The organism is Bacillus sp. 0102A (assembly GCF_036765155.1).
GTDB lineage: Bacteria > Bacillota > Bacilli > Bacillales > Bacillaceae > Bacillus > Bacillus subtilis_G.
In genome coordinates, this window is the sequence record NZ_JBAIZW010000004.1 from 284398 (window position 1) to 298785 (window position 14388).

A 14388-nucleotide genomic window follows, 5' to 3' on the forward strand; every position below is an offset into this window, starting at 1 on the left:
TGTATTCCCCCTATCCTTTTCTGTTATTATAGTAAATATAATATTTAAAAAATATTGAATATTTTAAAGGGAATTAATTAAAAATATTAATCAGAGGGAGAATAGAAATGGATTTCAAATGGCTTCACACCTTCGTGACTGCTGCGAAATATGAAAACTTCCGAAAAACAGCGGAAACGCTTTTTTTATCTCAGCCCACTGTAACCGTCCATATCAAGCAATTAGAAAAAGAAATCAGCTGCAAACTGTTCGAACGAAAAGGCAGGCAGATCCAGCTGACTGATGAAGGCAGGGCTTATTTGCCGTATGCGCTCAGGCTGCTTGATGATTACGAAAACAGCATGGCAGAGCTTCACAGAGTGAGACAAGGCTACTCTCAAACCTTACAGCTCGCGGTTTCTCCGCTTATCGCAGATACAGTGCTTCCTTCTGTCATGAAGCGGTACACAGCAATGAATACAGAAACAGAAATGGCAGTGACGATTTTTGAATCGGCGGAAATCGCGTCACTGATTAAAGCAGGGGAAGCAGATATCGGGCTGAGCTGTTTAAAGGTACAGTCTTCCTCTTTAACCTGCCACTGCTTATATAAAGACCCGGTAGTCCTTGTTGCCCCGCCCGATCAGCGTTTCATGGCAGACAAAGAAATTGATGCCAAAGAGGTGCTGGAGCAATACCTGCTTTTGACCCACAATCATCCTGATTACTGGGACGACTTGCTCCGTCAAGTCAGAGTGACATTTCCATTTGTGAGAACAATGAAAGTCACTCAAACACATATAACGAAACGGTTTATCAAGGAAGGGCTCGGGGTTTCATTTCTGCCCTTATCGACAGTAAAGCGTGAGTTGGCAGAGAAACAGATGATCAGAATCCCTTATCAATCTGTACAGCTTCCCTATGCCGGCGCTTATGCAATCGCCCTTTATGAAAATAAGAAAGAAAAAAAATTCTTAGACTTTTTATCACATTTTCATTTTTAGGAGCAACCAAATCGGAGTTTCTCCGTCTAATGAAAAAACCCGTTCCAATGAACGGGTTTCCTTTTAAAATTAGAATCTTTTCGCACCGAGATAACGAGGCTTCCAGTAGCTGTTGTCCAGGCTGCTGATTTGAACACCGTTAGATCCTGCATGAACGAAATTGTTGTTGCCGACATAAATCCCCATGTGAGAAGGGCCGGATTTATATGTTGTGAAGAAGACAAAATCACCGACAGACGGGCTGGAAATGCTCTTCATAGAACTCCAGTATCCCGCAGTGCTTGTTCTGCCCACACTTGTTTGTTTATTCAGCACGTACCAGATAAATCCGCTGCAGTCAAAGCCGGAAGTCGTTGTTCCGCCCCATTTGTATGGCGTTCCGCTTAACGCCTTTGCATCAGAAACCAGCTTGCTTACATGAAGTGATGTAGTAGATGATGCTTTGCTGCTTGAAGATGATGAAGAGCCGGAAGAAACAGTTTTTGAGCTTGTGCTTGTTCCTTTCACTTTCAACACTTGGTTGACATAGATTACATCTGATTTTAAGCCGTTTAAGCTTTTTAACTTGCTAACCGTCGTGCCGTATTGCTTTGCGATTTTAGACAGACTGTCCCCGCGCTTCACTTTATAAGTCGAAGTTGAAGACGTTGATACCTTCGATGAACTAAAGCTGCTAGAGCTTGTTGACCCTTTCAGTTTCAGGACTTGTCCGATACGAAGCAAGTCTGACTTTAAGCCATTCATTTTTTTCAGTTCACTGACTGTCATGCCATATGTTTTCGAAATTTTCCAAAGGCTGTCTCCGCTCTTTACTGTATATGTAGAAGAAGATGAAGAACTGGAAGAACTGCTGCTTTTTGAACTTGAAGTTTTGCCGTTAATTGATAAAGTCTGCCCTGCGTAAATCATGTCTGAACGAAGGCTGTTCTCTGATTTAATTTTACCGATCGTTGTGTCGTATTTTCTTGAAAGTCCCCATAACGTGTCGCCTTTTTTCACCTGGATGCTTTGTGCAGATGCCGCTCCTGCAAATAGTGTCGATCCTAAAACCACTGCTGACGTAGCTGTAATGATTTGCTTTTTCATATTTTCCTCCCCAATGTTTATCTCTCTCTATATATGGATCTCTATTTTTAAATTAATCTTATTGGTTTCTATTATAAGGATAGATTCCCAACAGAAATAGTCTTGACTTCATGTGACTAATTTCTTACTTATTCGTTCTTAAAAAAAGTTTTTAAGGGTATAAAATATTTCATTTTCGTTTCAAAGGTGACAAAAAAACGCGTCCTTTTGTCATGTTTATTGGGTTATTTTCAATTATAAATGGAATAAATGACAAACTTTCGGGGGTCAACTCACATAGTGGAAAAGTGAGACATAAAGCATACTCGAGGAAAGCTGCGGTTATCCGCAGTTTTTTTATTTAAACAAACATATCACGCAAGGGCAGAGGGGTAAAGATTTTTCTGAAAAAATGAATGCTTTGATTGAAAAAAGACAAGATAACGAAACAGATGTTTTCATTTCCTTACAATGCTTTACTTAATGTTTACACGATCAAAAGCCGTGTTTAACAAAATTCCCCTAACATGATAAACAAATACATTAAAGGAGGCATGCAAAAAATGAATTTGTTTCAAAATATAAAATCTAAACTGCTGCCAATCGCAGCTGTTTCCGTGCTGACAGCCGGCATATTTGCCGGTGCAGAACTGCAGCAGACTGAAAAGGCCAGCGCAAAAAAACAAGACAAAGCCGAGATCAGAAATGTCATTGTGATGATCGGTGACGGCATGGGGACGCCTTACATAAACGCCTACCGTTCCATGAAGAATAACGGGGAAACACCGAATAACCCGAAGTTGACCCAATTTGACCCTAACCTGACAGGCATGATGATGACGCATCCTGATGACCCGGACTATAATATTACAGATTCAGCAGCCGCCGGAACAGCATTAGCGACAGGTGTTAAGACATATAACAATGCAATTGGCGTCGATAAAAACGGAAAAAAAGTGAAATCTGTGCTCGAAGAAGCCAAACAGCAAGGAAAATCGACCGGGCTCGTCGCAACTTCTGAAATTAACCACGCCACCCCTGCCGCATACGGCGCCCACAATGAATCACGGAAAAACATGGACCAAATCGCCAACAGCTATATGGATGACAAAATAAAAGGCAAACAAAAAATAGACGTTTTGCTTGGCGGCGGAAAATCATATTTTAACCGCGAGGACAGAAATTTGATGAAGGAATTCAAACAAGCCGGCTATAGCTATGTGACAACAAAACAAGCGCTGAAGAAAAATAAAGATCAGCAGGTGCTCGGTCTTTTCGCAGACGGAGGGCTTGCTAAAGCGCTCGACCGTGACAGCAAAACACCATCTCTCAAAGACATGACGGTTTCAGCAATTGACCGCCTGAACCAAAATAAAAAAGGATTTTTCTTGATGGTCGAAGGCAGCCAAATTGACTGGGCGGCCCATGACAATGATACAGTAGGAGCCATGAGCGAGGTTAAAGACTTTGAACAGGCCTATAAAGCCGCGATTGATTTTGCAAGAAAAGATAAACACACGCTTGTCATTGCAACTGCTGATCATACAACCGGCGGCTTTACCATCGGCGCAAATGGTCAAAAGAATTGGCACGCGGAGCCGATTCTCGCCGCAAAAAAAACACCTGAATTTATGGCCAAAAAAATCAGTGAAGGCAAACCGGTCAAAGATGTGCTCACCCGCTATACAAATCTGAAATTCACCTCTGATGAAATCAAAAGTGTTGAAGCCGCTGCACAGGCTGACAAAAGCAAAGGCGCCTACAAAGCCATCATCAAGATTTTTAACACACGATCTAACAGCGGCTGGACGAGTGCCGATCATACCGGCGAAGAAGTGCCAGTATACGCGTACGGCCCCGGAAAAGAAAAATTCCGAGGACTGATTAACAATACCGATCAGGCAAACATCATATTTAAGATTTTGAAAGCGGGAAAATAAAGAGGATGCAGAACGCTGCATCCTCTTTTTTATAGATACCTGCGGTGAACACCTTTTCCGTCGTACGAAAACATGACTTCCTTATCCTCAAGCACAGACTCGATGTGCACGCTTCTACCCCATAACTGGAATAAATAAGGGAGCACTTTCTCTAAATATTTCAAATCCAACTCTATGCCCTCATACCAATGCTTAATATAGAGCTCGTTATTTTTCATATAATCGCCGTCGTTTACTGTCAAATACGGAAACCCGCCGTTTACCCGCATGCTCACAAGCTGGTCGCGCACCGACTTCCACGCTTTATCGACGATTTTATAATCTCTGCCCTGTTTTTGAAACAAATAAAGATCCTCGCGCATCACTAAATCTTTTGTTAAATAGTTGCGGATGAAAGAGATATCGGATTCAATTTCCCTGACCTCAAACATTTTCTCCCGGCCCGAGTCAGCCTGTACGCCCACTTTCTTCATTTCATCCGTCGGATTATTGTACCGCTCCTCAATGTTTTCAAATATTTTCAGCCCTAAATAATAAGGATTGATGCCTGTTTTGGACGGCTGGACGACACCAGCATTCAGCTTGGCGAACTCGACCGCTTCATCAGAGGTTAAATCAAGCTCGCGTATAATTCGCTGGTGCCAATAGGAAGCCCAGCCCTCATTCATAATCTTTGTTTCCAGCTGAGGCCAGAAATAAAGCATTTCCTCTCTCATCATCGTTAAAATATCACGCTGCCACGGCTCCAGCTCACGGGAATGCTCCTCGATAAATAGCAGAATATCTTTTTCCGGCCGCGGCGGGAAAGGTTTTTTTGATTTTTTCACGTATTTTTTCGGTTTCTTTTCATCCAAAGACCATAAATCATCGTACGGCGTCGCTGCCTCTTCCATTTCATCTTCCTCATCATCCACACTCCATAGGAGCTTCGGACGGACCAAAGAAGGATCGATATGCTCCTGAATCGATAGGATCGCGTCTAAAAAAGCCTCTACTTCCTTTATCCCGTGAACCTGTTCATAGTACTTAATCCGCTCGGCTGTTGCCGCCATGCTTTCCACCATATCGCGCTTCGTGTTTTGGAAACGGCAGTTGTTTTTGAAGAAATCACAATGGGCGAGAACGTGAGCGACAATCAATTTATTTTGGATCAGTGAGTTGCTGTCCAGCAAAAAAGCGTAGCATGGATCCGAGTTAATGACCAGCTCATAAATCTTGCTTAAACCAAGATCGTAATGCAGCTTCATTTTGTGAAACTGCTTGCCGAAGCTCCAGTGGCTGAATCTTGTCGGCATCCCGTACGCGCCGAATGTATAAATAATTTCAGCCGGGCAGATTTCATATCTCATCGGGTAGAAATCAAGGCCGAATCCTTTTGCAATTTCGGTAATCTCCTCAATTGCCCGCTGTAATCCCTTCTTCTCCTCCGCGTTCAACCGAATCCCCCCTACTTGGACTTATCTATAATGTATGAGCCCGCCTGACAAAAGATGATAGCCGCACTTGGGCAAGAAAAAAATTCCCCCGGCACATTCAGCTGTTTACCGATTGTGCCAGTGGGTAAAAACACACCATATTATGAAAAAAAGGAGCGATACCAATTGAATGTAGCAGACATGCTTTCTTCTTATCTCAGTAAGCTGCCAAACTTAATCATTGCTTTACTCGTCTTATTAATCGGATGGGCTATCGCTAAAATCATTGAAAAAGCGGTATACAAAGGGCTCAGAAAAACAAAAATTGACGATAAGCTGTTTGCTGGGAAAAAGCCATCACGCTATTCCTCGGAAAAAGTCATAAGCAAGGTCGTTTATTTTATCGCATTGATTATCGTCTTTATTTTATTCTTTAACATTTTGCACCTGACAACAGTGGCATCACCGTTTGTCAGCATGCTTTCCGCCATTACCGCGGCTATCCCGAGCGTGCTGAAGGCCGGGCTCATTCTGCTGTTAGGATGGGCTGCAGCCTCTGTTTTGAGCTTCCTTGTCAAAAAAATCGGGATGAAGCTGAACACAAGTGACAAGCTGCGCAAGTGGAATGTCGTGTCTGAAGGAAAAGATATTCATCAGGCAGTTAATGCCGCTTCACAAGTTGTCTTTTATCTCGTGCTGCTTGTTTTCCTGCCAGGGGTCTTATCTTCTTTGAACATCAGCGGCATTTCGGGTCCGTTTACGAATATGATGGAAAGCGTGCTCGCTTTTCTGCCGAAATTATTTGCTGCCGCACTTATCGTTTTAATCGGCTGGCTTGTTGCCCGTCTTGTACGTGATATCATAACAAATTTCCTTGCAAGCATCGGCACGGAAAGATTAGCCGCACGTATGGGTTTATCAGTTTACTTAAAAGATACAAGCCTTTCTGCAGTCATCGGAACAATCGCTTATGTGCTGATTTTAATACCGGTTGTCATTTCAGCACTTGATCAGCTGGATGTCGCCGGCATTTCGAAACCGGCTGTCTCTATGCTGAATACTATTTTAAATATGCTTCCGAACATCATCATTGCAATCGTGCTTGTTATAGCGGGTATATGGACAGGAAAATGGGTGAACAACATGGTGTCCCGACTGCTCCATCGCGCAGGCTTTGATTCTGTGTTAGGAAAAATGGGGATGGAAACAGGAACACCTGCAAAGCTGTCCCTATCTCAAGTTGTCGGCATGATCGCGCAAGTCATTGTCATTCTGCTGTTCACAGCCGAGGCGCTACAAATTGTTCAGCTGCACTTCCTTGTAGAGATTGCGACTGGCATTATCGCGTATCTGCCGAATGTCCTTGTCGCCGTATTCATTCTCGGAATCGGTCTTTACGCTGGAGAATTGGTTCGAAAAGTGCTTTCTAGCATCATTAAAGGCCAAGAATTCAAGTCTTTGGCGGCGATTGCCAAATATACGATTATCGCACTTGCTCTCTTTATGGCCCTAGATCAGCTGGGTGTTGCTGAAACGATCGTCAATTCCGCGTTCATCATCGTGCTTAGCGGCTTCGCACTCGCTTTCGGTTTATCCTTCGGCCTTGGCGGAAAGGATTTTGCATCACGTTATCTGTCTGCATTTGAACGCAAAATGCAAAACACCGAAATCGATAAAAACCGTAAAAACCAAAATCCGCCGAATAACATGTAAACAAAAAACGTGCACCCAACTGGGCGCACGTTTTTTAAATTCCTTTTTTTTCATTTTTCAATCGATTATGATAAGATATAGAAAATGTCTTATTCCGAGGTCTTATTATGAAGTTAACAAATTATACAGATTATTCATTAAGAGTGCTGATTTTTCTGGCTGCAGAACGTCCGGGAGAACTTTCAAACATAAAGCAGATTGCCGAAACGTATTCTATTTCAAAAAATCACCTCATGAAAGTCATATACAGACTTGGCCAGCTCGGCTACGTAGAAACGATACGCGGACGAGGCGGCGGCATACGCTTAGGCATGGAACCTGAAGACATCAACATCGGTGAGGTTGTCAGAAAAACGGAAGATGATTTTAATATTGTTGAGTGTTTTGATGTGAACAAGAACCTCTGCATCATTTCCCCTGTGTGCGGCTTGAAACATGTACTTAATGAAGCACTTATGGCCTATCTTGCGGTTTTAGACAAATATACACTGCGCGATCTAGTCAAAAACAAGGAAGATATCATGAAGCTTCTGAGAATGAAGGAATAGCTAAAGATTCCTTCTTTTTTTATGCCCTTTTTCCCTATTATAGATAAGAAATTTAGGCTGTTTTTAAAAAAAGGCAAAACGATGAGACGAAGCTGCCGATATAAAAAAGAAACAGTAAATTCAAATCATTGGGGGAAAAAGGAGAGCTCAGATGAAAAAGAAATTAGCAGCAGGGCTGACAGCTTCTGCGATTGTCAGTACAACTCTAGCAGTCACACCAGCTGAAGCAGCTACGATTAAGGTCAAAAGCGGAGATTCTTTATGGAAACTGGCCCAAAACTACAACACAAGCGTGGCGGTCATCACATCCGCCAACCATCTTTCGACTACCGTTCTGTCGGTCGGCCAGACGCTTACCATTCCAGGCAGCAAGTCCGGCACTTCATCTACTTCAAGCTCAACAACCAAGAAGAGCGGAAGTTCTGTTTACACAGTGAAAAGCGGCGATTCACTTTGGCTGATCGCAACTGAGTATAAAATGACGGTGCAGGAACTGAAAAAGTTAAACGGACTCAGCAGCGATATGATTCGTGCAGGGCAGAAATTAAAGGTGTCCGGCACGGTTTCTTCAAGCTCAAGTTCCAGCTCTAGTTCTAATACAAAAAGCAGTTCCAAAAAGAGCTCTAGCTCTTCATCTTCTGCCGGAACATACAAGGTGCAGCTTGGAGATTCGCTTTGGAAAATCGCAAACAAAGTCAACATGTCCGTTGCTGAATTGAAGGTCTTGAATAGCTTAAAATCAGATACCATTTATGTGAATCAAGTGTTGAAAACAAAATCAAGCGGTTCTGATACGTCTTCCAAAGACACTTCATCTCATTCAAACCAAACTTCGGTAACATCGAAATACACTGTAAAAAGCGGTGATTCACTTTGGAAAATCGCAAACAGCTATAACGTGACCGTACAGCAAATCCGAAACAGCAACAGCCTGAAATCAGATGTGATATACGTCGGACAAGTGCTGAAGCTGACAGGTAAAGCATCTTCAGGCACTTCTTCATCGTCTTCTCCGTCAAATACGAACTCTGGATCGACGACGACTACATACACGGTGAAAAGCGGCGATTCCTTGTGGGTAATTGCTCAGAAGTTCAATGTAGCAGCTCAGCAGATTCGGGAGAAAAACAATTTGAGAACGGATGTCTTGCAGGTTGGCCAAAAATTGGTCATTACCGGAAAAGCTTCATCTTCATCCTCATCTGGAACTTCAAGCACGTCCAGCTCATCAAGCGCGAAGATTAACACAATGATTGCCGCCGCTAAAGAGCACCTTGGGGTTCCGTATCGCTGGGGAGGCACGACACCGGCCGGATTTGACTGCAGCGGTTTCATTTATTATGCGCTAAACAAAGTCACATCCGTATCAAGATTAACGGCAGCCGGATATTGGAACACAATGAAATCTGTCAGCCAGCCTGCTGTCGGAGACTTCGTTTTCTTTTCAACATATAAAGCCGGCCCTTCTCATATCGGGATTTATCTCGGGAACGGAGAATTCATTAATGCCAATGATTCCGGAGTTGTTATTTCCAGTATGAATAACTCTTACTGGAAACAGCGCTATCTCGGTGCAAAACGATATTTCTAAAGCAGAAACTGTATGGCCTTAACGGCTGTACAGTTTTTTAATTAGAGCCGAAAAACGTTAATGCTGATCATATGTTTTGTCACCGGGTGAAAATAGACTTCGGCCCGAACAGAAAAGGTGTCGTCATTCTGTCTGACCGTCACGCGAAAGACATCTTTTGTTTGATGATCATTCACCTCGGTTCTCCCCATATAAGCGTAATCAGAAAATGAAGCGCCCTTATATTCATCCTGAATTCTGCTCCAAGCGAGCTGTTCCCACTTTTGAACAGACTCGTTTGTGTCCGCTGAATGCCCTTTTGCAGCCATTGACACAATGATCAATCCGCAAAAAAGAAGCGCAATTGAATACGGCAGAGATTTCATATTTTCAGTCTCCTGTACCCAGATTTGTTCTCTCATAGGTTTTCCAAAAGCGATGGCTTCATTCAGTCATTTTGATTTTATGTCTCCCTCATATTGCTACCCTGTACTGCCGCAGACGCCAAGTTTTGCAACGTCAATTACATAGGATGCGGCATAAACTAATCATGAACTTCTCATACAAGAAAGGAGAAGCGATTCATGGATTATGCCGATTACGATAAAGCGCTGTATTACACCCACCGTTCCCAATGGGATAATTTATTAATTTTAATGGTGCGTACAGAGGATGATTTGTTATCAAAACGAATCGAGCATTTTCTGCACGCGTATCATTTTGAACAGGATTACGCTGTTCTTGAAAAGATGCTGTATTCCCTTCTCCGTTATATTGATCATGCCACAGAGCTGACTTACGAAGATCAATTAGCCCTGCTCACATAAACAAATCCCGGCGTTCAGACGCCGGGATTTCCTGCTTTTGCAAACATGTTGAGTTCTTCGACAAGCTCTTTTATGCTGATCTTTATAGGTTCCGTAACCGCAGCCTTTTCAATATCAATGTGCACTGGATCAAGTACAAGCTGTTTCGGAATCACATTGGCGTAGACACCCCGCATCACAGTTCTCATATTGTTCAGCGCGTTGATGCCGCCTTTTCCGCCTCCCGCCACTGCCAATAAAGCAACGGGCTTATATTTAAATTGTTCGCTGCTTAGAAAATCCAGGGCATTTTTTAAAGCGCCGCTCATCCCGCTGTGATATTCAGGCGATAATAAGACAATCGCATCCGCTTTAGTGACGCGCTGCTTGAGCTCCTGTACCTGCAAAAGTTCTGATTGCTCTGCTTCACCGTTAAAAATCGGCAAGATAAACTCGCTTAGATCAATCAAATCCGTGTGGTACAGCGCTGAAATGCAGGATGCGGCAATTCTTGTTCTGCCATGTTTTCTGGGCGTGCCATTTATAACTAACATGTTCATTTCGCGATCTCTCCATTCAGGTTATATTTTACTGCGAAAAGCGCTGCTTGCGTGCGGTCAGCCACTTCAAGTTTTGCTAAAAGATTTGACACATGGGTTTTCACTGTTTTTTCTGAAATAAACAAGGCCGCCGCGATTTCTTTATTGCTTTTTCCGTTCGCAATTTCGTTCAGAACGTCCTTTTCTCTTCGTGTTAATTGATAAAATTTTTCTTTTTCCGGATCGCGCTGATTTCTCATATGTGTCAGTACATGGGGCATAATAGCTGAAGAAAGCTTGTATTCTCCAGCATGCACTTGTCTAAGTGTTTTCACCAATTCCTCGGGCTCCGTATCCTTTAATTGATACGCCTTCGCTCCTGCCTGAAGCGCGGGGATGACATGATCCTGATCAGAATAGCTCGTCAGTACAATGATTTTGACCCCCGGAAATTGCTGAACTGCTTTTTTTATGGCTTGTATTCCGTCCATCTCGGGCATAGACAGATCCATCAGCACAAGGTCGGGCTTTGTTTCTCCGATGATACGAAGAGCTTCTGTTCCGGTTGCGGCCTCTCCGGCAACTTCAATATCATCTTGGATGGCAAAGAAAAAACGAAGCCCCTTTCTGACAACATGGTGATCATCCGCTATTACAATTTTCATTGCACTGTCCTTCCTTTCTGATTGGCTAGCGGAAGCTTGACGGACACCTTTGTCCCCGCTCCAAGCTCTGACTCAATCAAAAACTCCGCGCCGGCTTTTTCCGCCCGTTCTTTCATACCCTTGATGCCAAGTGAAGGCAGACCGGCATGCGCTTCATAGCGAAACCCTGCCCCATGATCGATTATATCCAGCTCCGCATGGCATGAAGAAGCAGTCAGACTGACATACGCCGTACCAGTTCCGGCATGCTTTTTGCAGTTATTTAAAGCTTCCTGTACGACACGCCACAGCATATGCTCCTGCTCATCAATAAGAACCGGACAGCCTTTTTGTGTGAAAATGACATTCAATCCGATGAGCGCGCCATAGCTTTTAATGGCTTCAGGCAGCCCTTTTTCCAACCCTCCGGGGCGAAGCTGCCAAATTAACGCTTTCATTTCTGCGAGCGCGTCCTGTGATAGGTTTTGAATAAAATCAATCATCTGCTGCAAATTCTCATCTTTTGTTAGTGTCTTTGCCGCTCTGGCTGTTAAACTAACGGAAAACAGCATTTGATTGACAGAATCATGGAGCTCCTGAGCGAGGCGGTTGCGCTCCATTAATAGCGCATTTTTTTGTTTATATTCAGAAAGCTTCATGCGCTGGATCGCGGTTCCGATCTGAAAGGCGACAGACTCGAGTAAATGCAGCTCTCCCTCATCAAACATGGTTTTTCCGGCCGCGGCTACATTTAACAATCCGAATCTCCTGTCTCCGTCTTCTAAAGGCACAGTTGCATGATGCGTAATCCCTTCTGTGTCAAAACAGTGCAGCTCTTCGGCCGACTCTATGCGTTTGCAGTTCATGATATTAGCCGCCCTTCTAAGCCCTCCGTTATTGAATTTCGTCAGGCAGTAGCACTCTCCTTCGCACATCAGCACTTTTTCCTTGCGGCTTAAAGCGGGGGGCAGATAGGCGTCTGCGGCTAACGTATAGGAGCCGTCTTCTTCGATTAGAAAAATCCATCCCGATTGAAGGTTCGTTACACTCAGCAATTCTTTTAACACTTCATCCAGTGTTGCTTTGACATCGTGTCCTTGATTTAAGGTTTCCGCAATCGTTTTCAGCGTTTTTAATTTTTCCATCCTCGTTTTGCTCACGTCACTCACTCCGGCATTCATCTCCTGTTATTTAAGATTATACCAGTTTTATGTCATTCATTACTTCGCTTGAGGGATGATTTTCTTTCAGACTTTTGAATGAGAAAAAAGCCGGATCACATAAATGACCCAGCTTTTCTTGAACTATTTAGCTGTAGCCTCTACAATTTCGTCTACCGTCTTCATTACATCGTCAGAAAGCGCGGCAAGAAGCTTTTCACTGTCTTCTAAAGATGTTCCTTTTACGGCGAAATAGAATTTCACCTTCGGCTCAGTTCCGGAAGGACGAAGGCAGAACCAAGACCCGTCTTCCAAGAAGTATTTCAGTACATTTGATGTTGGCAAGCCGATCGCTTCTTCTTTGTTTTCCGTCAGAAGCATCCGTTTGCTTACTGCGTAATCTTCGGCTGTCACAACCTGTTTGCCGGCCATTTTTTGCGGCGGATTTTGTCTGAAGGAAGCCAAAATCGCTTCAATCTGTTCTGCTCCCTGTTTTCCTTTCAGCGTCAGGGATTTCAGCCCTTCACGATAAAAACCGTATTCGTTAAAGAGATTGATGAGCGCTTCATACAATGATATTCCTTGTTTTTTATAGAACGCGCAAACCTCAACTGCCAAGAGCGCCGCCTGAATGGCATCCTTGTCGCGGGCAAAATCCCCGATTAAGTAACCGTAGCTCTCTTCATAACCGAATTGGAAGGTGTACTGGCCTGTTGCCTCGTATTCCTTAATCTTTTCACCGATAAACTTGAAGCCTGTGAGCGTATCAATCGTATCAAGACCGAACGAAGAAGCGACAGCACGCCCGATTTCACTTGTGACAATTGTTTTGAGAACAACACCGTTTTCAGGCAGGATGCCTTGTTTTTTCTTTTCTGAAAGCAGGTAATGAAGCAGCAACGCACCGGTTTGGTTTCCTGTAAGCACTGTATATTTGCCTTGTTCGTTTTTCACCGCGATGCCAAGACGGTCAGCGTCAGGGTCTGTTGCGATGAGAATATCTGCGTTCCGCTCTTCCCCGAGTTTAATGGCATATTCGAAAGCCGCATGCTCTTCCGGGTTTGGAGAGGGAACAGTAGAGAAGTTTGCATCGGGCAGCTCCTGTTCTTTGACAACCGCTACATTATTGTAGCCGAGTGCTTCAAGACCGCGTCTGACCGGCTTATTGGCCGTTCCATGCAGCGGTGTAAAAACAACATTTACATCAACTTCTTCGGGTAATTCAGAATGGACGGAAATGGACGTCAGTTTTTCTGTATAGGCTTTATCAATATCTTCACCGATGATCTTAATTAAGCCTTTTTCTTTTAATGTATTTTCAGTGTCGACTGTGATCGTCAGTTCATTTTCAATCGCGTTTACCTGCTCAATGACGATGTCCGCTTCCTTTGGAGGCAGCTGGCCGCCGTCATCTCCGTATACTTTGTAGCCGTTATATTCAGGCGGGTTATGGCTTGCCGTCACCACAATTCCCCCGTAGGCGTTCAGCTGTCTGACAGCGAATGACAGCTCCGGCGTTGGGCGAAGCTCATCAAATACGTATGATTGGATGCCTTGTGTCGCAAGTGTTTTTGCCGCTTCCATCGCGAACTCCGGCGATTTATGGCGGGAATCATAAGCAATGACAACGCCCCGTTTTTTCGCTTCCTCACCTTGCTCTGAGATGTATGCCGCAAACCCGGCTGATGCTTTGCGCACCGTGTAAATATTCATCCGATTCGTCCCAGCGCCGATTTCTCCGCGCATACCGCCAGTGCCGAATTCAAGGTTTTTATAGAAGCAGTCTTCAAGAGCCTCTTCATTCCCCTCTAATTCAGTAAGGCGTTCTTTTAGTTCCGGATCTAAATTTTCTGTCTGTTTCCAGCGTTCATAACTTTTTCTCCAAGTCATATTCGTCCTCCTATGTATTAGCTTATGCCGTTATTTTAATATGAAGCGAGTGCTTCTGTCACTTGAAATCCTTGGATCCGGCGCTTTCGGCCCGTAAAAAGAAATAACGGGCTGA

The 14388-nt window shown here is 43.8% G+C and carries 13 protein-coding genes; 6 read left to right on the forward strand and 7 right to left on the reverse strand.

Going from position 1 to position 14388, the window contains the following annotated elements:
* Window positions 1-107: 107 nt before the first annotated feature.
* The gene (gene citR / locus V6D41_RS11975; RefSeq protein ID WP_087991192.1) at window positions 108-983 is read left to right on the forward strand and encodes a transcriptional regulator CitR; all 876 of its coding nucleotides are present in this window, start codon (window positions 108-110) and stop codon (window positions 981-983) included.
* Window positions 984-1052: 69 nt separating this feature from the next.
* On the opposite strand, the gene V6D41_RS11980 is transcribed toward citR, so the two are convergent.
* Window positions 1053-2069 carry a C40 family peptidase gene (locus tag V6D41_RS11980; RefSeq protein WP_333518343.1) on the reverse strand — a complete coding sequence of 339 codons (1017 nt, stop codon included), beginning with the start codon at window positions 2067-2069 and terminating at the stop codon, window positions 1053-1055.
* 533 nt (window positions 2070-2602) lie between these two features.
* Between V6D41_RS11980 and phoA the strand changes: the two genes are divergently transcribed.
* The gene (gene phoA, locus V6D41_RS11985; protein WP_333518344.1) at window positions 2603-3988 is read left to right on the forward strand and encodes an alkaline phosphatase PhoA; all 1386 of its coding nucleotides are present in this window, start codon (window positions 2603-2605) and stop codon (window positions 3986-3988) included.
* A 29-nt stretch (window positions 3989-4017) separates the two neighbouring features.
* Here phoA and spoVR read toward each other — a convergent pair whose 3' ends face one another.
* Window positions 4018-5424 carry a stage V sporulation protein SpoVR gene (spoVR, locus tag V6D41_RS11990; RefSeq protein ID WP_333518345.1) on the reverse strand — a complete coding sequence of 469 codons (1407 nt, stop codon included), beginning with the start codon at window positions 5422-5424 and terminating at the stop codon, window positions 4018-4020.
* A gap of 165 nt (window positions 5425-5589) precedes the next feature.
* Here spoVR and V6D41_RS11995 point away from each other — a divergent pair, with 165 nt between their 5' ends.
* The 3 genes from V6D41_RS11995 to V6D41_RS12005 all read left to right on the forward strand — a co-directional run bounded on the left by V6D41_RS11995 (window position 5590) and on the right by V6D41_RS12005 (window position 9255).
* Window positions 5590-7116, forward strand: a complete 1527-nt coding sequence (locus V6D41_RS11995; RefSeq protein ID WP_442893061.1) for a mechanosensitive ion channel — start codon at window positions 5590-5592, stop codon at window positions 7114-7116.
* Between the two features lie 107 nt (window positions 7117-7223).
* Window positions 7224-7664: a nitric oxide-sensing transcriptional repressor NsrR gene (gene nsrR / locus V6D41_RS12000; RefSeq protein WP_333518346.1), complete on the forward strand. Its 441-nt coding sequence runs from the start codon at window positions 7224-7226 to the stop codon at window positions 7662-7664.
* 151 nt (window positions 7665-7815) lie between these two features.
* Window positions 7816-9255 carry a C40 family peptidase gene (locus tag V6D41_RS12005; RefSeq protein WP_333518347.1) on the forward strand — a complete coding sequence of 480 codons (1440 nt, stop codon included), beginning with the start codon at window positions 7816-7818 and terminating at the stop codon, window positions 9253-9255.
* A gap of 41 nt (window positions 9256-9296) precedes the next feature.
* Here V6D41_RS12005 and V6D41_RS12010 read toward each other — a convergent pair whose 3' ends face one another.
* A complete protein-coding gene (locus tag V6D41_RS12010) occupies window positions 9297-9620 on the reverse strand; it encodes a YqzG/YhdC family protein (protein ID WP_333518348.1) in 324 nt (107 codons plus the stop codon).
* 198 nt (window positions 9621-9818) lie between these two features.
* On the opposite strand from V6D41_RS12010, the gene V6D41_RS12015 reads away from it, so the two are divergent.
* Window positions 9819-10061, forward strand: a complete 243-nt coding sequence (locus V6D41_RS12015) for a YhdB family protein (protein ID WP_003224139.1) — start codon at window positions 9819-9821, stop codon at window positions 10059-10061.
* A gap of 14 nt (window positions 10062-10075) precedes the next feature.
* Here V6D41_RS12015 and V6D41_RS12020 read toward each other — a convergent pair whose 3' ends face one another.
* From V6D41_RS12020 to pgcA, 4 genes are all read right to left on the reverse strand, one after another.
* A complete protein-coding gene (locus tag V6D41_RS12020) occupies window positions 10076-10600 on the reverse strand; it encodes an NADPH-dependent FMN reductase (RefSeq protein ID WP_333518349.1) in 525 nt (174 codons plus the stop codon).
* Window positions 10597-11244, reverse strand: a complete 648-nt coding sequence (locus V6D41_RS12025) for a response regulator transcription factor (protein WP_333518350.1) — start codon at window positions 11242-11244, stop codon at window positions 10597-10599. The genes V6D41_RS12020 and V6D41_RS12025 overlap by 4 nt, the downstream gene beginning before the upstream one ends.
* Entirely contained in the window at window positions 11241-12383 is a 1143-nt protein-coding gene (locus V6D41_RS12030; protein WP_148964398.1) for a GAF domain-containing sensor histidine kinase, read from the reverse strand. The genes V6D41_RS12025 and V6D41_RS12030 overlap by 4 nt, the downstream gene beginning before the upstream one ends.
* A gap of 144 nt (window positions 12384-12527) precedes the next feature.
* Entirely contained in the window at window positions 12528-14273 is a 1746-nt protein-coding gene (pgcA, locus tag V6D41_RS12035) for a phosphoglucomutase (protein WP_333518351.1), read from the reverse strand.
* Between the last annotated feature and the right edge of the window lie 115 nt (window positions 14274-14388).